Origin of the sequence: Bradyrhizobium campsiandrae (assembly GCF_014529705.1) — a bacterium.
Classification (GTDB): domain Bacteria; phylum Pseudomonadota; class Alphaproteobacteria; order Rhizobiales; family Xanthobacteraceae; genus Bradyrhizobium; species Bradyrhizobium campsiandrae.
Genome location: NZ_JAANIH010000093.1, coordinates 1 through 21,259 on the forward strand (window position 1 = coordinate 1; position 21,259 = coordinate 21,259).

At 64.7% G+C, this 21,259-nt stretch carries 18 protein-coding genes; 12 read left to right on the forward strand and 6 right to left on the reverse strand.

What is annotated here, in order from left to right; translation table 11 throughout:
* Positions 1-214: 214 nt before the first annotated feature.
* Positions 215-1,189 (reverse strand): Bug family tripartite tricarboxylate transporter substrate binding protein, encoded by a 975-nt coding sequence (locus tag G8O24_RS39095; protein ID WP_188107842.1) that lies wholly within the window; start codon positions 1,187-1,189, stop codon positions 215-217.
* A gap of 108 nt (positions 1,190-1,297) precedes the next feature.
* On the opposite strand from G8O24_RS39095, the gene G8O24_RS39100 reads away from it, so the two are divergent.
* Positions 1,298-2,263 carry a TAXI family TRAP transporter solute-binding subunit gene (locus G8O24_RS39100; RefSeq protein WP_188107843.1) on the forward strand — a complete coding sequence of 322 codons (966 nt, stop codon included), beginning with the start codon at positions 1,298-1,300 and terminating at the stop codon, positions 2,261-2,263.
* Positions 2,264-2,290: 27 nt separating this feature from the next.
* Here the strand turns inward: G8O24_RS39100 and G8O24_RS39105 are convergent, their stop codons facing one another.
* Both G8O24_RS39105 and G8O24_RS39110 read right to left on the reverse strand, forming a co-directional pair.
* Positions 2,291-3,505: an ABC transporter substrate-binding protein gene (locus G8O24_RS39105; protein WP_188107844.1), complete on the reverse strand. Its 1,215-nt coding sequence runs from the start codon at positions 3,503-3,505 to the stop codon at positions 2,291-2,293.
* Between the two features lie 105 nt (positions 3,506-3,610).
* Positions 3,611-4,504: a substrate-binding domain-containing protein gene (locus G8O24_RS39110; protein WP_188107845.1), complete on the reverse strand. Its 894-nt coding sequence runs from the start codon at positions 4,502-4,504 to the stop codon at positions 3,611-3,613.
* A 358-nt stretch (positions 4,505-4,862) separates the two neighbouring features.
* Here G8O24_RS39110 and G8O24_RS39115 point away from each other — a divergent pair, with 358 nt between their 5' ends.
* The 4 genes from G8O24_RS39115 to G8O24_RS39130 are packed head-to-tail and all read left to right on the forward strand — an operon-like array spanning position 4,863 to position 10,000.
* Positions 4,863-5,696 (forward strand): ABC transporter substrate-binding protein, encoded by an 834-nt coding sequence (locus tag G8O24_RS39115; protein ID WP_188107846.1) that lies wholly within the window; start codon positions 4,863-4,865, stop codon positions 5,694-5,696.
* A gap of 54 nt (positions 5,697-5,750) precedes the next feature.
* Complete coding sequence (locus tag G8O24_RS39120) at positions 5,751-6,857, forward strand: molybdopterin-binding protein (protein ID WP_188107847.1); 1,107 nt, start codon at positions 5,751-5,753, stop codon at positions 6,855-6,857.
* 13 nt (positions 6,858-6,870) lie between these two features.
* Entirely contained in the window at positions 6,871-8,820 is a 1,950-nt protein-coding gene (locus G8O24_RS39125) for a molybdopterin biosynthesis protein (protein ID WP_244646288.1), read from the forward strand.
* A gap of 37 nt (positions 8,821-8,857) precedes the next feature.
* Complete coding sequence (locus G8O24_RS39130) at positions 8,858-10,000, forward strand: FAD-dependent monooxygenase (protein WP_368736644.1); 1,143 nt, start codon at positions 8,858-8,860, stop codon at positions 9,998-10,000.
* Here G8O24_RS39130 and G8O24_RS39135 read toward each other — a convergent pair.
* From G8O24_RS39135 to fdhD, 3 genes are all read right to left on the reverse strand, one after another.
* Entirely contained in the window at positions 9,967-10,212 is a 246-nt protein-coding gene (locus tag G8O24_RS39135; protein WP_188107850.1) for a hypothetical protein, read from the reverse strand. The genes G8O24_RS39130 and G8O24_RS39135 overlap by 34 nt on opposite strands.
* Positions 10,213-10,281: 69 nt before the next feature.
* A complete protein-coding gene (mobA, locus tag G8O24_RS39140; RefSeq protein ID WP_311972430.1) occupies positions 10,282-10,938 on the reverse strand; it encodes a molybdenum cofactor guanylyltransferase MobA in 657 nt (218 codons plus the stop codon).
* Complete coding sequence (gene fdhD, locus G8O24_RS39145; RefSeq protein WP_188107851.1) at positions 10,919-11,809, reverse strand: formate dehydrogenase accessory sulfurtransferase FdhD; 891 nt, start codon at positions 11,807-11,809, stop codon at positions 10,919-10,921. The genes mobA and fdhD overlap by 20 nt, the downstream gene beginning before the upstream one ends.
* Before the next feature lie 208 nt (positions 11,810-12,017).
* On the opposite strand from fdhD, the gene mobB reads away from it, so the two are divergent.
* The 7 genes from mobB to fdhF all read left to right on the forward strand — a co-directional run bounded on the left by mobB (position 12,018) and on the right by fdhF (position 21,186).
* Positions 12,018-12,545 carry a molybdopterin-guanine dinucleotide biosynthesis protein B gene (gene mobB, locus G8O24_RS39150; RefSeq protein WP_188107852.1) on the forward strand — a complete coding sequence of 176 codons (528 nt, stop codon included), beginning with the start codon at positions 12,018-12,020 and terminating at the stop codon, positions 12,543-12,545.
* Between the two features lie 9 nt (positions 12,546-12,554).
* Positions 12,555-13,811 carry a molybdopterin molybdotransferase MoeA gene (locus tag G8O24_RS39155; protein WP_188107853.1) on the forward strand — a complete coding sequence of 419 codons (1,257 nt, stop codon included), beginning with the start codon at positions 12,555-12,557 and terminating at the stop codon, positions 13,809-13,811.
* A 44-nt stretch (positions 13,812-13,855) separates the two neighbouring features.
* Positions 13,856-14,119 (forward strand): sulfurtransferase TusA family protein, encoded by a 264-nt coding sequence (locus tag G8O24_RS39160; RefSeq protein WP_188107854.1) that lies wholly within the window; start codon positions 13,856-13,858, stop codon positions 14,117-14,119.
* A gap of 317 nt (positions 14,120-14,436) precedes the next feature.
* Positions 14,437-16,092, forward strand: coding sequence for an OFA family MFS transporter (locus G8O24_RS39165; protein WP_188107855.1), 1,656 nt, complete (start codon positions 14,437-14,439; stop codon positions 16,090-16,092).
* Between the two features lie 92 nt (positions 16,093-16,184).
* A complete protein-coding gene (locus G8O24_RS39170; RefSeq protein WP_188107856.1) occupies positions 16,185-16,463 on the forward strand; it encodes a hypothetical protein in 279 nt (92 codons plus the stop codon).
* A 248-nt stretch (positions 16,464-16,711) separates the two neighbouring features.
* Positions 16,712-18,421, forward strand: a complete 1,710-nt coding sequence (locus G8O24_RS39175; protein WP_188107857.1) for an NADH-ubiquinone oxidoreductase-F iron-sulfur binding region domain-containing protein — start codon at positions 16,712-16,714, stop codon at positions 18,419-18,421.
* Positions 18,418-21,186, forward strand: a complete 2,769-nt coding sequence (fdhF, locus tag G8O24_RS39180) for a formate dehydrogenase subunit alpha (RefSeq protein WP_188107858.1) — start codon at positions 18,418-18,420, stop codon at positions 21,184-21,186. The genes G8O24_RS39175 and fdhF overlap by 4 nt, the downstream gene beginning before the upstream one ends.
* Positions 21,187-21,259: the final 73 nt, after the last annotated feature.

The following is a 21,259-nucleotide window of genomic DNA, read 5'->3' on the forward strand; positions in this document are numbered from 1 at the left end:
GACTATTTTGTATTGCTCGACGGACCGCCTCCGTCGTGGTGGCGCAGCCGTGTAAAACTTGTCCCATAGCGCTTCCTTCGAATCGTGCGATAAGGATGCACCATCAAAGCCCGGGACTAAACACCTACTGTGCATGGGGTTGTTTTCGTGTTTTGGCGGGAGGGGGCGCCTAAGTCCCCCTCTTGCCGGCACCTGGCGGGTGCGGCGAGCCCGCTCAGTCCACCGAGACCCCGGCGAACTCCACCACCTTCTTCCACTTCTCGGTCTCGTCAGCGACCAGCTTGCCGAACTCGGCCGGCGTCATCGGCTTCGGGATGCCGCCGTTCTCGGTCAGCCGCGCCGCCACCTTCGGGTCGGCCAGCGCCTCGTTGACCGTCTTGTTGAGAAGCTCGACGATCTCTGGTGGCGTGCCCTTCGGCGCCGAGATGCCGTAGAAGCCGACCGATTCGAAGCCCGGCACGGTCTCGGCGATCGCCGGCACGTCGGGCACGGCCGGCCAGCGCTGCGGCGAGGTCACGCCCAGCGCACGGACGTTGCCGCCCTTGGCCTGCTCGAGCGCGGAAGGAAGGTTGTCGAAGATCAGCTGCACCTTGTTGGAGATGATGTCGGGGAAGGCAATCGCAGATCCCCGATACGGCACGTGCACCATGTCGCACTTGGTCATCGCCTTGAACAGCTCCGCCGACATGTGCACCGAGGTGCCGTTGCCGGAGGAGGCGAACGAGATCTTGCCGGGATTGGCCTTGCAATAGTCGATGAACTCCTGGACCGTCTTCACCGGCATCGCGTTGGAGACGACCAGCATGTTGGTGAGCTGCATGATGCTGGCGACCGGCGTGGTATCGCGCAAGAAGTCGAACGGCAGCTTCTTGTAGAGCGAGGTCGAGATCGCGTTGTTGGGCGCGACGAACAGCAGCGTGTAGCCGTCGGGGGTCGAGTTGATGGCGGCGCCCGCCGCGATGTTGCCGCCGGAGCCGGCGCGGTTCTCGACGATGAATTGCTGGCCGAGGCGATCGGACAGCGCCTGCGCCATGATGCGGGCGACGATGTCGACCGGCCCGCCGGCGGCAAAGCCGATCAGCCAGTGCACGGGGCGGTCGGGGTAGGCGGCGGAGGCGGAAGGAGCGGCCGCGAGAAGGCCAGACAGAATCGCCAGCCCCAAAGCAGCGCACCGCAGAATTCGCAACATGTCGCCTCCCATTGCCTTATTGTCGTTGCGGGGCATGCTTTCACAAAAACCGCCCGCTGCCTACATCGCCTCAAGTCGATGTTGACGCGAGGCGCAGCCGGAACGACCATGAAATTCGCTTTTCCCTTGCTTCTCGGCGTCGCCCTGCTCGCCAGTCCCGCTGCGGCTCAAACCGGAGGCAACGCCATGTCGGCCACGACGATCAGTCTGGGGACCGCGACGCCCGGCGGCGGCTTTCCGCTCTATGGCAACGCCTTCGCGGAGGTGATGAATGCGGCGGACGGTTCGCTCACCATCGCCCCGCGCAACACCAAGGGCAGCAACGAAAACATTCCGCTCTTGGAGAAGGGCGAGCTCGATCTCGCACTGGTGGCGGGCGAGCCGGCCTATGAAGCCTTCGCCGGCATCGGCCGCGCGAAGGTCGCGCTGAAGATTCTCACCGCGATCTATTCCAACCCCGGCATGTTCGTGGTGCGCGCGGACAGTCCCTACAAGACCATCCACGATCTCGTCGGCCAGCCGGTCGCGTTCGGCGCCAGGGGCTCGGGCCTGCCGATCCTTTCGCGCTACGTGCTCGATGGCCTCGGCCTGAAGCAGGACGAGGATTTCAAGGCCGTCTATCTCGACCGCGCCGGGGACGGCCCTGCGATGGTCGAGGATGGCCGCGTCGCCGCACTCTGGGGCGCCGGCCTCGGCTGGCCCGGTTTTGCCGCGGTGGCGACGAGCCCGTCAGGCGCGCGCTTCATCGCGCCCGATGCGGCGGAGATCGCACGCATCCGCGCCAAGCATGCGTTCCTGAAACCGCTGACCGTGCCGGCCGGCTCCTATCCGAACCAGTCCGAGCCGATCGCCTCGCTCGGCTCCTGGAGCTTCGTGCTGACGCGCGAGGATCTGCCGGACGATGTCGCCTATCGGTTGGCCAAGACGCTGCACGGCGCGGAAGCAACGTTCTGCAAGAAGCTCGCCCAGGCCTGCGAGACCACAGCAGCGAACACGGTCGCCGCCGCGCCGAAGCTGGAGCTGATTCATCCGGGCGTGATGAAATATTTCCGTGAGATCGGCGTGGTGAAGTGACGGTCGCTCCAGGCGACCGTCACGCTCTCACTTCTTCAGCATCGGACACGCCGGGTCCGGCGGCCCGAAGGCCTGTTCGCCGGGAATCTTCGTGAGGATCTTGTAATAGTCCCACGGATATTTGCTCTCCTCCGGCGTCTTCACCTGCACCAGCCAGAGGTCGTGCACCATCAGATTGTCCTCGCGAAGCTTGCCGTTGCGGGCAAAGAAATCCTCGACCGGCGTCTCGCGCATTTTCGCCGCGACCTTGAGCGGATCGTCGGTCCCGGTTGCCTTGATGGCGTTGAGATAGTGGATCACTGAAGAATAGACGCCGGCCTGCCACATCGTCGGCATCTTGTTCATCTTGGCGAAATAGCGCTTCGACCATTCGCGGGTCTTGTCGTCCATGTCCCAATAGAACGAGGTGGTCAGCAACAGGCCTTGCGCGGCCTGCAGGCCGAGGCCGTGGATATCGGTGATCAGCGCCAGCAGCGCCGCCATCTGCTGGCCGCCCTTGAACACGCCGAACTCCGAGCCGGTCTTGATCTCGTTCATGTTGTTGGGGGGACCTGCCGCAATGCCGATGATCTTGGCTTTGGAAGCCTGAGCCTGCAGCACGAAGGAGGAGAGATCGGGCGTTGCCAGCGGCGGCTTCACCGAGCCCAGCACCTTGCCGCCATTGGCGGTGATGACGCTGGAGGCGTCGCGTTCGAGCGAGTGGCCGAAGGCGTAATCGTCGGTGATGAAGAACCAGCTGTCACCGCCGCGCTTGACCACGGCGTCGGCGGTGCCGACCGCGAGCGCGCGGGTGTCGAACACCCATTGCATCGCGTAGGGCGAGCAGAACTTGCCGTGGAAGTCCGCGGTGCCGGTCGAGTGGGTGATGAACAGCCGCTTCTTTTCATTGGCGATGTTCTGCACCGCAAGGCCGACCGCCGAGACCGGGACGTCGACGATCAGGTCGACCTGGTCGACGTCGTACCAGCGCCGCGCGATTCCCGCGCCGATGTCGGCCTTGAGCTGGTGGTCGCCGATCACGATGCTGATCGGCTTGCCGAGCACCGTGCCGCCGAAATCGTCGATCGCCATCTGCGCCGCCGTCACCGAGCCCTGGCCGGTCGGCGCGGACGCGGGGCCATTCATGTCGGTCAGCACGCCGATCTTGACGACGTCGTCGGACACCTGCGCCATCGCGGCGCCCGACAGCAGCGCCGCCGCCAACGCGGCGACGATCGGCAGTCCAAATCTCGCTGGATTCACGCTTGTCCTCCCCTGGATCCGGCGCGTTGGCCGAAAGTTGCTTGTGCCGGGTACGGCCCGGCTGAATTGGTTTCTTTTGCAACTATTTGGGGGTGGGCGTCAATCTCAGGCCGCGAAGCGGATCTGCCCGGCGGGCGAGGGATCGTAGCCGGTCAGCTCCTCGGCGCGCTGGCGCAGCCGCCGTTCGCTTAAGAATCGGATCAGCGCCTGCATGGCCGGGCGGAAATAGCTGCGCTGCCGCATCGCGAGGTCGAAATTCTCCCAGACCAGCGGCACGAAATCGAGACCCGCCGAGCGCGCCGCGGCGCGCGTTGCGACGCCGCAATCGGCCTGTCCGGCGCGCACCATTTCGGCAAGATCCGGACCCGTCAGCGCCGGCGTCTCCACCCGGCGCAAATCACGCGTCGAGGCGCCCGCGCGCGTCAACAGCACGTCGAGCAGCATCTGCGCGCCGGTGCCCTGCTGCCGCATCGCCATTCGGGCGCCGAGCGTGAGCACGTCGGCGAGACTGCGGAGCCGCTTCGGATTGCCCGGCGGCAGCACGAGGCCCTGCTCGCGGCGCACGAAGGCAACCAGCAGCGCATCATGCAGATCCGGCGCGTCCCGCAGCGCCGTCACACTGGCGTCGGAGGCGAGATTGCCTTCGGCATCGAGGCTGTGGAAGTGCACGGCAACCGCCATCACCTCGTTGCGTTGCAGGCGCTCGAGCCCGCGCACGCTGCCTTCGGTCATCGTTCCCAGACCGGAGCCGGACTCGCGCAGGCTCCAATCCAACAGCTCGTCCTGGCTGCCACCGACGACGGGCGGCGGCTCCGCCGTCAGCATGCCTGCCGGACGCGCCATGCCGGACAGCACCCACAGATCGAGTTCGTGTCGCGGGAAGAGCCATTTGCCCGTCACCTTGGTGCAGGGGATCGCGCCATTGGTGACGAGTTCGTAGAGCTTGCGTTCGCCTAGTCGGAGATAGTCAGCGGCTTCACTGGTCGTCAGGAATTCCATCCTGCATTCCTATGCAAATTCTTGCTTCTTTTTGACGTCAACGCAGGGGGAATTCTGCACTTCGGTTTTTGTCCGCGCGAACCATGCCTGATGATCTCGTTGCTTTGCAACACATCCTGACAGGTGTTTTGATTTTGGTTGACGATCTTGCGAGGCGCTGATGGTGCGAGCCTTGCGACCCGCGTTTTGCAGTCGATGTGCCCTCTCGATAGATTGCCGAAATTTCCCGAATGAATCTAGCCTTTCGGTAGTGATTAAAGTCGTGCTCTATCTCCTGTTGTTCTCGCGGCGGCCGGATGCGTCACGAGTGCGGCGCAATCGATCATCATGATCGCGTTGTCCTCGATGGGAACTCGTCATGGCCGTCTGCCGACTGACCGTTGCACTCATGCTTCTCTGCGGCCTCGCCGGGAGCTTTTCGGCCTCATCTGCCGAAGAACGCGCGATTGTCCTGGCTTCGACGACGTCGACGCAGGCCTCCGGCCTGCTCGACTATTTGTTGCCGATCGTCCGCGACAAGACCGGCATCGCGGTGACAGTGATCGCGCGCCGCGGTGGCGAGGTGCTCGACGTTGCCCGAAGAGGCGAGGTCGATGTCGTGTTGACGCATGCCCGGCCGCAGGAGGAGAAATTCGTCGCCGACGGCTTTGCCAGCAAGCGCTTCGACGTGATGTACAACGATTTCGTGCTGATCGGGCCGAAGAGCGATCCCGCCGGCGTGAAGGGCAAGGACATCGCCACTGCGCTCAAGGCGATCGAGGCCAAGGGCGCGCCGTTCGTAACACGCGGCGATCGTTCCGGCACCCACGCGGCTGAGCTTGCACTCTGGATCGTCGCCGGCATCGACATCGCCAGCACGAAGGGCGCCTGGTATCGCGAGAGCGGGCCGGGCATGACCGCCGCCCTCGACACGGCCCGCGCGGCGAACGCCTATGTGCTCGCGGACCGCGCCAGCTGGATCGCCTTCAGGGATCGCAGCGATCTCGGCATCGTCGTCGAGGGCGACAAGCGGCTGCTCAACCAGTACGGCGTGATGCTGGTGAACCCGGAAAAATTTCCGGACGTGAAGAAGGATCTGGGCCAGACCTTCATCGATTGGCTGATCTCGCCGGAGGGGCAGGCGGCCATCGCTGGCTACAAGGTCGACGGGCAACAGCTGTTCTTTCCGAATGCGGACAGGCCGGGCGGTTGACCGTCGAGGGGAGCGTGGTTGCCAAATTGCGCGATGCGTGATCCATCATGAGGCATGACCCAGCGCCTGCCGCCTTCGCTCACGCCGCTCGACACAGTGCTCGCCACACTGCTGAAGGGCGTTGCCCCGGTCGCGCCCGTCGAACTGTCATTGATTGAAGCGACTGGCTGTATCTCTGCGGGGATGCCGTTGCTGCCGGCCCATCCACCGCGCGATATCGCCGCCGTGGATGGCTGGGCGCTCAGCGCCAACGATCTCGTCGGCGCGTCCTCCTATTCGCCTGTGCTTTTGGCTGAGCGCCCGGTGTGGGTCGACGCCGGCGACGTGATGCCGGCGGGGTGCGATTGCGTGCTCGACATCGACGCTGTCGAGGTGGTGGGCCCGCTTGCCCAGGTGCTGGCGGAAGGGGTTCCGGGGCAAGGCGTCGGGCGTCGTGGGAGCCACATCGCCGATAACTCGCCCGTAGTCGCTGAAGGATATCCCGTCCGCGCTGCGGCTCTGCTGCTTGCACGCGTCGCGGGCGCGGACGGGCTATACGTCCGGCGGCCGCGACTGCGCATCGTCAACGTGCCGGGTGCAACGGCGGCGATGGAGATGATCGCCGATCTCGCGCGCGCGGCGGGAATGGACGTGAGCGCGCATGAAGCCGGCACGCGGGATGCGACATCGATCGCTGAGGCGCTCGATGTCACCGCCTGCGATCTCCTGCTGATGGTTGGCGGCAGCGGCGTCGGCCGCGCAGATGCCGCAGTCACGGCGCTGGCTCAACGCGGGGCGGAGCTCGCTCATGGTCTTGCGCTTCAGCCCGGGCGCACCGCTGCCGCCGGGCGGCTCGGAAAAGTTCCTGTCGTCGCCTTGCCTGGGGCGCCTTCTCAAGCGCTCGCGGTCTGGCTCGCACTGGTGCTTCCGCTGGTCGATCGATTGTCGGCTCGGCAGCCGCGCCGCACCGTGACCTTGCCGCTGGCGCGCAAGATTGCCTCCAGCGTCGGCATCGCCGAGATCGGCTTGCTGACCGAGGAACATGAAACGTGGATGCCGCTTGCCGTGGGCGCATGGCCGCTCCACGCCATCGCTCGCGCGGAGGCATGGCTGCTTGTGCCTGCCAGCGACGAGGGATTTGCAGCGGGTGAGCCGGTCAGTGCCTATCTAATGCGGGAATGATATGAGTTCCGGCATGACCATGATCTCAAAACCGCCAGACCGCAGCGGACTCGCGCAGGAGCAATTTCTCAAGATCCTCTCACGCGAGGAGGCGCTCGCGCGTTTCGAGGCGGCCCTGTTCCCGCGCCAGATCCCGAGCGAAGCGTGCAGGCTTGGCGATGCGCGCGGCAGGGCGCTTGCCCAAGATATCACTGCGCCGCTCGACGTGCCGCCTTTCGACCGCTCCAATGTCGATGGTTTTGCCGTGCGCTCGGCGGATATTGCGGCGGCCGCAGAAGGTGCGCCTGTGCGGCTCGCCCTGAACGATGAGACCATTCACTGCGGCACGGCGCCGGTTTTGCACGTGGCAGCGGGAACCGCGACGCCGATCGCGACCGGTGGCCCGCTGCCGCGCGGCGCCGATGCCGTGGTCATGGTCGAACATACCCAGCCGGCTGGCGCTGATGCGATCGATGTTCGCCGCGCCGCCTCGCCGGGGCAATTCGTGTCCTATGCCGGGTCGGACATCGCGCGCGGCGAAGCTCTGCTCCGCGCTGGCACAATCCTCGGCTCGCGCGAGATCGGCATGCTCGCGGCGTGCGGCATTGCCGAGCTGAAGGTTGCGCGCAGGCCGCGCGTTGCCGTGATCTCCACCGGCGACGAGTTGGTGCAGCCCGGCGAGACGCTCGGGCCTGCTGCGATCTACGATAGCAATGGCGCGATCGTCGCAGCCGCGATCGACGAAAATGGCGGCGAGGCGGTGTTCCTCGGCGCTATTCCCGACGACGAAGCCAAGCTGGAAGCTGCCATGCGGTGCGCACTGGCGGATGCCGACATGCTGGTGCTCTCAGGCGGCACGTCGAAAGGCGCGGGCGACCTGTCCCACCGTATCATCGGTCGGCTCGGCCAGCCCGGCATCATCGTGCATGGCGTTGCACTCAAGCCGGGAAAGCCACTCTGCCTTGCCGTCTGCGACGGCAAGCCGGTGGTGATCCTGCCGGGCTTTCCGACCTCGGCGATGTTCACCTTCCACGACATGATTGTGCCCGTGCTGCGCCGGATGGCCGGACTGCCGCCGCGTTCCGATGCCAAGGTCAGCGCGACCGTGCCGGTGCGTATCGCCTCCGAGCTCGGTCGCACTGAATTCGTCATGGTCTCGCTGGTCGAGGGCAAAGACGGCCTGATCGCCTATCCCTCCGGCAAAGGCTCCGGCGCGATCACTTCGTTCGCGCAGGCCGACGGCTTTTTGCGCATTGATGCGCTCGCCGATCAAATGGCGGCGGGGGCGGAGACCGAGGTCACGCTGTTCACGCCGCATGTGCGGGTTCCGGATCTCGTCATCGTCGGCAGCCATTGCACCGGCCTTGATCTCGTCACCGCGCAGCTCGCGCATGCTGGCCTGACCGTGCGCTCGATTGCGGTCGGCAGTCTCGGCGGGCTTGCCGCGGCGAAGCGCGGCGAATGCGATCTGGCGCCGATCCATCTGTTCGACGACAGGAGCGAGACCTACAACACGCCCTATCTCGTCGATGGGCTCGAACTCGTGCCGGGTTGGCGGCGGATGCAGGGCATTGTCTTCCGCCGTGGCGACGCGCGTTTCGAAGGGCTCGGCGCCAAGGAGGCCGTCGCCGCCGCGCTCTCTGACCCCACCTGCATCATGGTCAATCGCAACCAGGGCGCCGGAACGCGTATTCTGATCGACCGTCTGCTCGGCGGCGTGCGCCCGGACGGCTACTGGAACCAGCCGCGTTCACACAACGCTGTCGCTGCGGCCGTGGCGCAGCACCGCGCCGATTGGGGCATGACCATTGCGCCGGTCGCCCATGCGGCCAATCTCGGTTTCATTCCGTTTGCGGAAGAGCATTATGACTTTGCCCTGGTGACGGCGCGCAAGCAGCGTCCCGCGGTGCAGACGTTCCTCGGCGCACTCGGCTCGGTCGAAGCCAGAGCGGCACTGGAGCGAGCGGGCTTCCGGCCCGCGTGAGACAACCGATGACGCGGCGTTCAAGCTGCGCGACAAACTGGGTGGGGAGACGATGGTGAGGCCGCTATCGGTTGCGATCGTTGGCGCGGGCATGGGCGGTCTTGCGACCGCCGCGGCGCTGAGGCGTGTCGGCATCAACGTGACGGTCTACGAGCAGGCCTCCCGGTTTGCGCGCATCGGCGCCGGCATCCAGATCGGCTGCAACGCGATGAAGGTGCTTCGCGCGCTGGGACTGGAGGCGCGAATGCGCGAGCATTCGTTCTATCCGCGATCCTGGAACAATCGCGACTGGAAGAGCGGCGACATCAAGTTTGACATGATCTTTGGCGAGAGCGCGGAGGAAAAGTTCGGAGCGCCCTATCTGCTCGCCCATCGTGGTGATCTGCATGCGGCGTTGGCGAGCGCGGTACCGGATGAATTTGTGAGGCTCAACCACAGGCTCGTCGGCCTAGACGAGACCGGCGGAAGCGTCCGGATGCGCTTCGCCGATGGCAGCAGTGCCGTTGCCGATGCGGTGGTCGGCGCCGACGGCGTGCACTCGACTGTGCGCGATATCTTGTTCGATGCCGCGCCGGTCAAATTCACCGGCCGCATCGCCTACCGCACGACGTATCCCGCTGCACTGCTGGGCGAGAAGATCGACGATTGTACCAAATGGTGGGGCGAGGATCGCCACATCGTGATCTATTACGTCAAGGCCGACCGCAGTGAGGTCTATCTCGTCACCAGCCAGCCCGAGCCGGACTTCCGCATCGAGTCCTGGTCGGCGAAGGGGGATGTACGGGATCTGCGCGCGTCGTTCGAGGGCTTTTATCCGCAAGTCACCCAAGTGCTCGCCGCGTGCCCCGACGTACACAAATGGGCGATCATGGATCGCGATGCACTCGACCGCTGGGCCGACGGCAAGGTGACGCTGCTCGGCGATGCCTGCCATCCGATGACACCCTACATGGCGCAGGGCGCGGCCATGGCCATCGAGGATGCCGCCGTGCTGTCGCGCTGCCTCGAGGCCGTCGACCGCGACGGCATTGCGGATGCCTTCCGCCGCTTCGAGGCGACACGTAAGGAGCGCACGATCCGGGTGCAGGAGACCTCGCGCGCCAACATCTGGCTGAAGGAGCGGACCGATACCAGTTGGGTCTACGGCTACGATGCCTGGTCGGTGCCGCTGGCGGCCTGAGCGGCCCGCTCGCGCCCCCGCTCTCGATCCTCAGCTTCCGCAAGCGCACGCTGTGCCGCGGGCGGCAGCGGCTTCGGGTCCGGCGGGACATTGACGATTTTGTCGCTGCCTGTGGCCTGTTGGCTCAGCCGTTTGGTGCTGTCGATCGCATTCCAGAGATCAAATACGAAATCGACGACCGCGAATATGGCATTCAGGAAAGAGTCGGCCATGGCTGATCCGGATGCGTCCCGATCAGTAGTCGCAGCCCGTCTCGATCCGGTTCGATGTCCCGTAAGATGCTAGGATGTCGCATCCAGTGCCGCCAACCGCTCCGCCTCGGTGATGTCCTCGACCGTGTTGGCATTGAAGAACGGATCGAGCGGCTTGGCCGGCCATGTCACGGTCGCGAGCGGATAACGCGCGGTCCAAAGGTCGATCTTGCGGAGATCCTCGACGACCAGGGCGTGACGCAGCTCGTCGCGCAAGGCGACACGCCACAGACCGATCACGGGATGTGACTGGTCGGCGGAGGCCGCGACCGCAAGCTGGGCGTTCTCTCTCGCGCGCGCCTCGTGCAGGCGTCCAACGAGGTCGCGCGGCAGGAATGGGCAGTCGCCGGCGGCGCTGAGCACCCATGCGATCTCCGGCCTGTTCGCGGCGGTCCAGTCGAGCGCAGCGAGAATGCCGGCGAGCGGGCCGGGAAAGCCGGGCACGTCATCCGGGACGACCCGCAATCCGAAAGAAGCGAAGCGGCCGGGATCGCCGTTCGCATTGAGGATCAATCCGTCGCACTGGGGCGACAGCCGCGCGATCACGCGCTCCAGGATGGTGCGGCCGCCGATGCTCCGCATCGGCTTGTCACCGCCGCCCATGCGCCGCGCCAGACCGCCAGCCAGCACGACGCCAAGTGTCGATGGAAGGCTGGTTGCCGGAATGCTAGTCGTCACCACCTTCACCCTTGCGCTTGTGCTTTGCCGATTCCTCCTCGACGTAAGCCAGATTCTGATCGTAGACGATCCGTTCCTCGCCCGCGAGCGCGATAAAGCGCTTTCCGCGGGTGCGGCCGACCAGCGTCAGACCGACTTGTCGCGCGAGATCGACGCCCCAGGCGGTGAAGCCGGAGCGCGACACCAGGATCGGAATGCCCATCCGCACGGTCTTGATCACCATCTCCGAGGTGAGGCGTCCCGTGGTGTAGAGGATCTTGTCGCTGGGATCGACGCCGTGGCGGTACATCCAGCCGGCGATCTTGTCGACGGCATTATGGCGGCCGACATCTTCCGTATAACAGAGTGGGGTGCCTTCCTTGCACAGCACGCATCCGTGGATCGCGCCGGCCTCCAGATACAGCGACGGCATGGTGTTGATGGTCTGCGTCATCTGGTAGAGCCAGGAGGTGCGCAATTCTGCTTTCGGCAGCGCGACGCTCTCGACGGCCTCCAGCAGGTCGCCGAAGGCGGTGCCCTGCGCGCAGCCTGAGGTCTGGGTGCGCTTCTTCAGCTTGGCTTCGAAATTGGTATGGTGTTCCGTGCGCACCACGACGACCTGGAGGTCGTCGTCATATTCGACCTCGGTGACGGCATCGTTATATTTCAGCATGTTCTGGTTCAGCAGGTAGCCAAGAGCCAGATATTCCGGGTAGTCGCCGATCGTCATCATGGTGACGATCTCCTGCGCATTGAGATAGAGCGTCAGCGGCCGCTCCATCGGTACCTTGATTTCGACCCTGGCGCCGGTCTGATCGGTCCCGGTCACGCTCTGGGTCAGGCGCGGGTCATCCGGGTCAGGGACGATCAGGGGCACCGGGGCTTTGTCGATTTTCATCATGGTGCGACGTTAGCATGACATTCAGGTCAAGCCGATATAAGCATGGCGGAGGAATGGGCAAAATGTCTCTGCTCGTCATTGCGACCGCAGCGAAGCAATCCAGAAATGCATCTGCGGAGACACTCTGGATTGCTTCGCTGCGCTCGCAATGTCCGGGACGGAGCGGTGGTTCCACAAGGGCCATGCTGTACGTGGGGACGGAGCTGGAATGAAAGTCATCGGCCTTGCAGGCTGGAGCGGAGCGGGCAAGACCACGCTGTTGACGCGGCTAATACCGCATTTCAGCGCGCAGGGTCTGCGCGTCTCCGTCATCAAGCATGCGCATCATCAGTTCGACGTCGACGTGCCCGGTAAGGATTCCTGGCGCCACCGTGAGGCTGGCGCGGCCGAGGTGCTGGTGGCGTCGTCGAACCGCTGGGCCTTGATGCACGAATTGCGCGGGGCGCCGGAGCCGCGGCTGCCGGAACTCCTGAGCAAATTGTCCGCCGTCGATCTCGTGGTGGTCGAAGGCTTCAAGCGCGAGCCGCATCGCAAGATCGAGGTGCATCGCGCCGCCAACGACAAGCCGCTGCTGTTCCCCGATGATTCCGGCATTGTCGGGATCGCGACCGACGCTGAGGTTGAAACCCGGCTGCCGACCGTCCATCTGGACGATATCAAGGCCGCAGCGACATTGCTCCTGGGTGCGGCGATGCCGGTCGAGGAAGCGGTTGCAAGAAGCGCGGTGGCGCGCTGACGAGGCTCCATGGCGCAACTGTCGGACGATTGTTTTGCTTTCGGTGGACCGATGATGTCGGTCGACGAGGCTGTTGGCCTGATCACGGCCCGCGTCAGCGCGATTGCCGATATCGAGACCGTGGCGCTGGTCGAGGCCGACGGGCGCGTGCTGTCGCGCGATATCGCCGCGCCCCTGCCGTTGCCGCCCTTCACCAACTCGGCCGTCGATGGCTACGCCGTCGGCAGTGCCGATCTCCCGGAGACGGCAGAACGGCCATTCCCGCTCGATGGTCGGATCCAGGCCGGCGGCCTTGCGCAGGCGCCGATCAAGCCAGGCCACGCGGCACGTATCTTCACGGGCGCACCGATGCCCCCGGGCGCCGAGACCGTCTTTATGCAGGAAGATGTCCGCATCGACATATCAGGCAAGGTCGTGCTGCCACCCGGGCTGAAACCTGGCTCCAACGTCCGTCCGGCCGGAGAGGACGTCCCGCCGGGTCAGATTTCGCTGCGTGCCGGTCAGCGGTTGCGACCACAGCATGTGGCGCTCGCCGCGGCGTTCGGCCTGACCCGGCTTGATGTCGTCAGACGCATTCGCGTCGCGGTATTTTCCACGGGCGATGAGCTGGCCTCGCCCGGCGAGCCGCGCGCGGCCTCGCAGCTGTTCGATTCCAATCGCTTCATGCTGATGGCGATGCTTCGCCGTCTCGGCTGCGAGGTCTCGGATCTCGGCATTCTGCGCGACGAGCGCTCCTCGCTTGCGAATGGTCTGAAACAGGTTGCAGGCCAACATGATCTGATCCTGACCACGGGCGGCGTCTCGACCGGCGAGGAGGACCACGTCAAGGCGGCGGTCGAAGGCATCGGCTCACTCGTGCTGTGGCGGATGGCGATCAAGCCGGGCCGGCCCGTAGCGATGGGCATCATCGATGGCACGCCGCTGATCGGGCTACCTGGTAACCCCGTCGCGAGTTTCGTCACCTTCGTCCACGTGGTGCGGCCGACCGTGCTGGCGCTCGCCGGCAGTCTGCCGGAGCCGCTGTTGCCGATCCCGCTGCGCGCCGCGTTCACCTACAAGAAGAAGGCGGGCCGGCGCGAATATGTGCGCGTCTCCTTGCGGCGCGGGCAGGATGGCGCGCTGGAAGCGGTCAAGTTTCCGCGCGAAGGCGCCGGGCTCCTGTCGTCGTTGGTGGAGACCGACGGATTGATCGAACTGGGCGAAGACATCACGCGCGTCGAGCCGGGTGGAAGCGTAGGTTTCCTGTCCTATGCGGATCTGCTCTGAGCCCTCGCGTTGACGTCCCCGATCCCTGCCGCCATGTTGCACCGATGACCCGAACGATGCTCGATCTCACCGGGCTGAAATGCCCGCTGCCTGCCTTGAAAACACGCAAGGCGTTGAAACCATTGCGGCCGGGCGATCAGCTCGAAGTGCACTGCACCGATCCCTTGTCGGTGATTGACATCCCGAACCTGATCCGCGAGACGGGCGACACGGTGGAGATCACCGAGCGCAACGACGCGCGCATCGTGTTCTTGATAGAAAAAGCGAATGGCTCGATAGACAGCGCCAATGCTGCGCTGCGTTCGTGAGCGCGTTACCGGGCGGATACCGACCATTTAACTATCGACATTGATCACGGCTTCTGCCCCAATTGACTTTGTCCGCCCGGGCGCGGAGTTTGAGTCTTGTCCACGATACGCGGGTGAGCAGGCCACGCACGAAGCTTGCACATCGTATCGGGCATAGAGCCCCGTTCGAGGGGTTAACTTTTCAGACGCGCGTGACGGTCCTGGCGCGTATCGGGTGATTTGCGGGGCAGCAGGGACAACAGCTGCGCCGCGATGGGCTGAGAAACAGGATCGTAGCGGCAATCTCGCTCAGAAGGGCGGCTGCAGGGGAGGAGTGCATGACGACGATTGAGAGCGCTGGAGGGATTTCGGGCGCTGGCGCAGGAATTTTTGACCGCGAGCATACGGTGGCAAAGGCAGGCTTCAATCGCTGGCTGGTCCCGCCGGCAGCGCTGTGCATCCACCTGTGCATTGGCATGGCCTATGGCTTCTCGGTGTTTTGGCTGCCGCTGTCACGCGCGATCGGATTGACTGCGCCCAAGGCCTGTCCGGACATCTCCCTATGGCAGGAGCTCTTCACCACCACTTGCGACTGGAAGGTCGCGAGCTTGGGGTGGATGTACACGCTGTTCTTCGTGTTGCTCGGTGTCTCCGCCGCGATCTGGGGCGGCTGGCTCGAGCGTGCCGGGCCGCGCAAGGCGGGTGCCGTTGCGGCCTGCTGCTGGGGCGGCGGTCTTTTGATCGGCGCTTTCGGCGTCTATGTCCACCAGCTCTGGATCATGTGGCTGGGTTGCGGCGTGATCGGCGGCGTCGGTCTCGGCCTCGGCTACATCTCGCCGGTGTCGACGCTGGTGAAGTGGTTCCCCGACCGTCGCGGTATGGCGACCGGCATGGCCATCATGGGTTTCGGCGGCGGCGCCATGATCGGTGCACCGCTCGCCAACCTCCTGATCAACTACTTCAAGACGCCGAACTCCGTCGGCGTCTGGGAAACATTCGTCGCGATGGGCGTCATCTACTTCGTCTTCATGATGATCGGCGCCTTTGCCTATCGCGTGATCCCGGTCGGCTGGCAGCCCGAGGGCTGGACGCCGCCGAGCGAAAAGAAGTCGATGATCACCGAGCATCACGTCCACCTCGACAACGCACACAAGACGCCGCAGTTCTGGCTGATCTGGTGGGTGCTGTGCCTGAACGTGTCGGCGGGCATCGGCGTGATCGGCATGGCCTCGCCGATGTTGCAGGAAATCTTCGCCGGCAAGCTGATCGGTCTGCCCGACGTGAGCTTCAGCCAGCTCTCGACCGAGCAGAAGACCGTCATCGCCGGCATCGCGGCCGGGTTCGCAGGTCTGTTGTCGCTGTTCAACATCGCCGGCAGGTTCTTCTGGGCCTCGCTGTCCGACTATATGGGCCGCAAGAACACCTACTATACGTTCTTCATCCTCGGCATCGCGCTCTACGCGCTGGCGCCCACCTTCGCGGCGATGGGCTCGAAGCTGCTGTTCGTGGTCGGCTTCGGCATCATCCTGTCGATGTACGGTGGCGGCTTCGCGACCGTGCCGGCCTATCTCGCCGACATGTTCGGCACCCAGTTCGTCGGCGCCATCCACGGCCGGCTGCTGACCGCGTGGTCGACCGCGGGCATCATCGGTCCGGTGGTGGTGAATTACATCCGCGAGTTCCAGCTCGCGGCCGGCGTGCCGCGTGACCAGCTTTACAACACGACGATGTACATTCTCTGCGCCATGCTGATCGCAGGCCTGATCTGCAACTATCTGATCAAGCCGGTCGATCCGAAGTGGAACATGAGCCACGAGGAGGTCGCCAGATTGCAGGCGGCCAGTGCGAAGAGCGAAGCGTCGATCCAGCACGGTTCGTTTGGCATCGGTCGGGGCGGCCTGGATGGGAAGGCTGCGCTGTTCTGGGCTTTTGTCGGCGTTCCCCTGGCCTGGGGCGTCTGGAAGACGCTGGAGAGCGCGGTCAAGATCTTCTGACCGCAAGCCACATCGTCGCGGGATGCCGCGTGGCGGCGTCCCGCGCTGCCTGCCTGACAAACAATTGAGAATGGGACTTAGGGGGGATTCCTATGCTTCGCACCCGTATTGGCCTCGCCGCCATGCTGCTGGCAGTAAGCCTTCACACCGCGTCCGCGCAGACGGCAACCGCACCGGCAACGCCGGCTGCGACCACCGACGCCAAGCCGCCGGGCAAGATCAAGCTCACGATGCAAAAGCTGAAAGACATGAAGGCGAAGTGGTCGGCCAACAAGCCGAAGCTCAAGGCGTGCCGCGGCGAAGTGAAGGCCAAGGGCCTCATCGGCGACGATCGCTGGTTCTACATCGAAGAATGCATGAACAAGACCTGAGGTCGGTTCCCGCATCGCGTTTGCGTGAGGGACATGGTGGGCCAGCCGCCTGTCCCTCAATCGTTATAGACACGTTCTAAATTTTCTTGCCTCTGGCATACCAGAGACTAGAGTTGCCTGGAATGAGGCCTGATGTGCCGGGCGCGAACGATGCGGTTCCCGATCATCGCGCCCTTGGAATGAAGGCGGGATTGCGATGGCGATCCTCCTTGCGGTCATCGCGCTTTTGAGGAGAACGCGACGTTTCCATGAGCAGCAACGACGACGTTCACACGGTCAGGGAATTCGAGCATCCAGGCGAGGGGCGCCGACGCGCCAAGGCAACGCCCAAGGGGCGGCAGGTTGACCCCATTGCCGCGCAGGAGATCGAGCAATTGCTCGCCGACAGGCCGCGGCGGCGTGATCTCCTGATTGAGTATCTGCACCTGATCCAGGACAAATATCACCAGATCTCGGCCGCGCATCTAGCAGCCCTTGCCGACGAGATGAAGCTCGCCTTTGCCGAAGTGTTCGAGACCGCGACCTTCTACGCGCATTTCGACGTGGTGAAGGAGGGCGAACCCGATATTCCGCCGCTGACGATCCGGGTCTGCGATTCCCTCACCTGCGCGATGCTGGGCGGCGAGCAATTGCTGCAGGATCTGCAGAGCACCGCCGGTCCCGGCATCCGCGTCGTGCGCGCACCCTGTGTCGGATTGTGCGATGCCGCCCCGGTCGCGGAAGTCGGTCACCATTTCGTGCATGAGGCGACCACGGCTGAGGTGCTGGCCACGGCGGCGCGCGGCGACGTTCACGCCCATGTTCCCACCTATGTCGACTACGATGCCTATGTGAAGGACGGCGGCTACGAGCTGCTCGCGCGGCTGCGTTCCGGCGCGGTCAGCAAGGACGACATCCTCAAGCCTCTCGAGGATTCCAGCCTGCGCGGCCTTGGCGGCGCGGGCTTCCCGACCGGACGTAAGTGGCGCGCGGTGCTGGGCGAACCCGGTCCGCGGCTGATGGCGGTCAATGGCGACGAGGGCGAGCCGGGCACCTTCAAGGACCGTGTCTATCTCAACAAGGACCCACATCGTTTCCTCGAGGGGACCCTGATCGGCGCGCATATCGTCGAAGCGTCCGACGTCTATATCTACATCCGCGATGAGTATCCGGCCGCACGCGAGATCCTTACGCGCGAGATCGCAAAGCTTCCGCCCGGCGGCCCGACACTGCACATGCGGCGCGGCGCCGGTGCCTACATCTGCGGCGAGGAATCGTCGCTGCTGGAGAGCATCGAGGGCAAGCGCGGCCTGCCCCGGCACAAGCCGCCTTATCCGTTCCAGGTCGGCCTGTTCGGCCTGCCGACGCTGATCAACAATGTCGAGACGTTGTGGTGGGTGCGCGACATCGTCGAGAAGGGCGCGGATTGGTGGAAGAGCCATGGCCGCCACGAGCGTCATGGTCTGCGTAGTTACTCGGTCTCGGGACGCGTGAAGAATCCTGGCATGAAGCTCGCGCCCGCGGGCATTACCGTGCGCGAGTTGATCGACGAATATTGCGGCGGCATGGCCGATGGCCATCAGTTCTACGCCTACCTGCCGGGCGGCGCCTCCGGCGGCATCCTGCCGGCGTCGATGGATGACATCCCGCTTGATTTCGGCACGCTGGAAAAATACGGCTGCTTCATCGGCTCGGCGGCGATCGTGGTCCTGTCGCAGCAGGACAGCGTGCGCGCGGCGGCGCTGAACCTGATGAAGTTCTTCGAGGACGAGAGCTGCGGCCAGTGCACGCCGTGCCGCGTCGGAACGCAGAAGGCGGCGCTGCTGATGCAGAAGCCGGTCTGGAACCGCGCTCTGCTGGAAGAATTGAGCCAGGCGATGCGTGATGCTTCGATCTGCGGGCTCGGGCAGGCGGCATCGAACCCGCTCTCCTCCGTGATCAAATATTTCCCTGACGAGTTCAAGGAAGCGGCCGAATGACCAAAATTACGTTCGAGCTCGACGGCAAGCAGGTCGAGGCCAAACCCGGCGAGACGATCTGGCAGGTGGCCAAGCGCCAGGGCCGCGAGATTCCGCATCTCTGTTATTCGCCCGCGCCCGACTATCGCCCCGACGGCAATTGCCGCGCCTGCATGGTCGAGATCGAGGGCGAGCGCGTGCTGGCCGCATCCTGCAAGCGCACGCCATCGGTCGGCATGAAGGTGAAGACCGAATCTGCGCGCGCGACTGCCGCGCAGAAGATGGTGATGGAGCTCCTGGTCGCCGACCAGCCGGCGCGCGAGACCAGCCACGATCCGGATTCGAAATTCTGGCACTGGGCCGAAGCCACCGGCGTCACCGAAAGCCGTTTCCCGGCCGCCGAGCGCTGGGCAACCGACGCCAGCCATCCGGCAATGCGCGTCAATCTCGACGCCTGCATCCAGTGCGGCCTGTGCGTGCGCGCCTGCCGCGAGGTTCAGGTCAACGACGTCATCGGCATGGCTTACCGGAGCCACGGCTCGAAAATCGTGTTCGACTTCGATGATCCCATGGGCGAGTCCACCTGCGTCGCCTGCGGCGAATGCGTGCAGGCCTGCCCGACCGGCGCGCTGATGCCATCAGTGATGCTCGATGACAAGCAGACCCGCGTGACCTATGCCGACAGGAAGGTGGATTCGCTTTGCCCGTTCTGCGGCGTCGGCTGCCAGGTCACCTATGAGGTCAAGGACGAGAAGGTGATTTATGCGGAAGGCCGCGACGGCCCCGCCAATCACAATCGTCTTTGTGTGAAGGGCCGCTTCGGCTTCGACTACATCCACCATCCGCATCGCCTCACCAGGCCGCTGGTGCGGCTGCCGAACGCGAAGAAGGATGCCAACGACCAGGTCGATCCTGCCAATCCCTTCACGCATTTCCGTGAAGCGAGCTGGGATGAGGCGCTCGACATCGCCGCCAAGGGGCTCGTCAAGATCCGCGATGAGAAGGGCGTCAAGGCGCTCGCCGGCTTCGGCTCGGCCAAAGGCTCCAACGAGGAGGCCTATCTGTTCCAGAAGCTGGTCCGCACCGGTTTCGGCTCCAACAATGTCGATCACTGCACCCGTCTGTGCCACGCATCGTCGGTCGCCGCCCTGTTCGAGGGCCTGAGCTCGGGCGCGGTGTCGGCGCCGTTCTCGGCGGCGATGGATGCCGAAGTGATCTGGGTGATCGGCGCCAACCCGACCGTGAACCATCCGGTCGCGGCGACCTTCATCAAGAACGCGGTCAAGCAGAACGGCGCAAAACTGTTCGTGATGGACCCGCGCCGGCAGTCGTTATCGCGTCATGCCACCAAGCATCTGCAGTTCAAGCCGGGCTCCGACGTCGCCATGCTGAACGCGATGATCAACACGATCATCTCCGAAGGCCTGACCGACGACCAGTACATCGCCGGCTATACCGAAGGGTTCGAGGACCTCAAGGAGAAGATCAAGGAGTTCACGCCGGAGAAGATGGAGGCGATCTGCGGCATCCCGGCGCAGACGCTGCGCGAGGTCGCCCGCACCTATGCACGCGCCAAATCCTCGATCATCTTCTGGGGCATGGGCATCAGCCAGCACGTCCACGGCACCGACAATGCGCGCTGCCTGATTGCGCTCGCGCTGATCACCGGCCAGGTCGGCCGTCCCGGCACCGGCCTGCATCCGCTGCGCGGCCAGAACAACGTGCAAGGCGCGTCCGATGCCGGCCTGATCCCGATGTTCCTGCCGGACTACCAGCCGGTCGGCCGCGACGATCTGCGCGGCAGTTTCGAAAAGCTCTGGCAGCAGGATCTCGATCCCGTGCGCGGCCTCACCGTGGTCGAGATCATGAACGCGATCCACGCCGGCGAGATCAAGGGCATGTATATCGAGGGCGAGAATCCCGCGATGTCCGATCCTGACCTGCAGCATGCGCGCCAAGCGCTCGCGATGCTCGATCATCTCGTGGTGCAGGATCTGTTCGTCACCGAGACCGCGTTCCACGCCGACGTCATCCTGCCGGCCTCGGCCTTTGCGGAGAAGGACGGCTCGTTCACCAACACCGATCGTCGCGTGCAGCTCGCGCGGCAAGTGATCAAGCCGCCGGGCGATGCGCGGCAGGATCTCTGGATCATCCAGGAGATCGGCAAGCGCATGGGCCTGCCGTGGAATTATGCCGGCCCGGGCGAGGTCTACACCGAGATGGCGGAGCTGATGCCGTCGCTGAAGAACATCAGCTGGGAGCGGCTGGTGCGCGAAGGCGCCGTCACCTATCCGGCCGACGCGCCCGACAAGCCCGGCAACGAGATCATCTTCACCACGGGTTTCCCGACCGCGAGCGGTCGCGGCAAGATCGTGCCGGCCAAGGTCATCCCGCCGGACGAGCTGCCCGACGACGAATACCCGATGGTGCTCTCGACCGGCCGCGTGCTCGAGCACTGGCACACCGGCTCGATGACCCGCCGCGCCCAGGTGCTCGACCAGATCGAGCCGGAAGCCGTCGCATTCATGTCGCCAAAGGACATGCGCAAGAAGAAGCTCGCGCCGGGCGATTTCATCCGCCTGGAGACCCGCCGGGGCGCCGTCGAGGTCAAGGTGCGGTCCGATCGCGACGTGCCGGAGAACATGGTGTTCATGCCGTTCTGTTACGCGGAGGCGGCGGCGAACCTGTTGACCAATCCGGCGCTCGATCCGTTCGGCAAGATCCCAGAGTTCAAGTTCTGTGCGGCGCGCGCCGAGCGGGCGGAGATGCGCGACGCGGCGGAGTAGCGATCCGCGCAAAACAACCCCATGCACAGTAGGACGGGGTTTGAAAAGCTTGAGCGACTTTCGGTGTTACCGA